The 221-nt window shown below is 42.5% G+C and carries 1 protein-coding gene; it reads right to left on the bottom strand.

Annotation, left to right across the window (positions count from 1 at the left end; translation table 11 throughout):
* On the bottom strand, positions 1 to 221 hold a 221-nt coding region (locus tag HK26_RS13760), incomplete at both ends, for a hypothetical protein (RefSeq protein ID WP_219337095.1).

The raw sequence follows: 221 nt of genomic DNA, 5'->3' as shown, positions 1-221 counted from the left end.
TAATTCTCCCCAAGGTCATGATATTGAATGGTGGGGTTGGTTTCATATTTGTAGCAATCAAGGTCGATACAGATATGGTCAAAAACCGCGACAAACTCACCCCTGCGACTGCATTTGTAAAACCAGTTCATGGAGATATAGGAATCTTCAATGTCCTGGGCCATGTCAAAAACGGTTTCGTATTCCGAGATATGGTAAGGTTTATCCCACCATGTTCTACC

This window comes from Acetobacter okinawensis (assembly GCF_002153655.1).
Taxonomy (GTDB): domain Bacteria; phylum Pseudomonadota; class Alphaproteobacteria; order Acetobacterales; family Acetobacteraceae; genus Acetobacter; species Acetobacter okinawensis_A.
The sequence above is the reverse complement of the archived record's forward strand: the minus strand, read 5'-3'. Positions and strand labels throughout refer to the sequence as shown.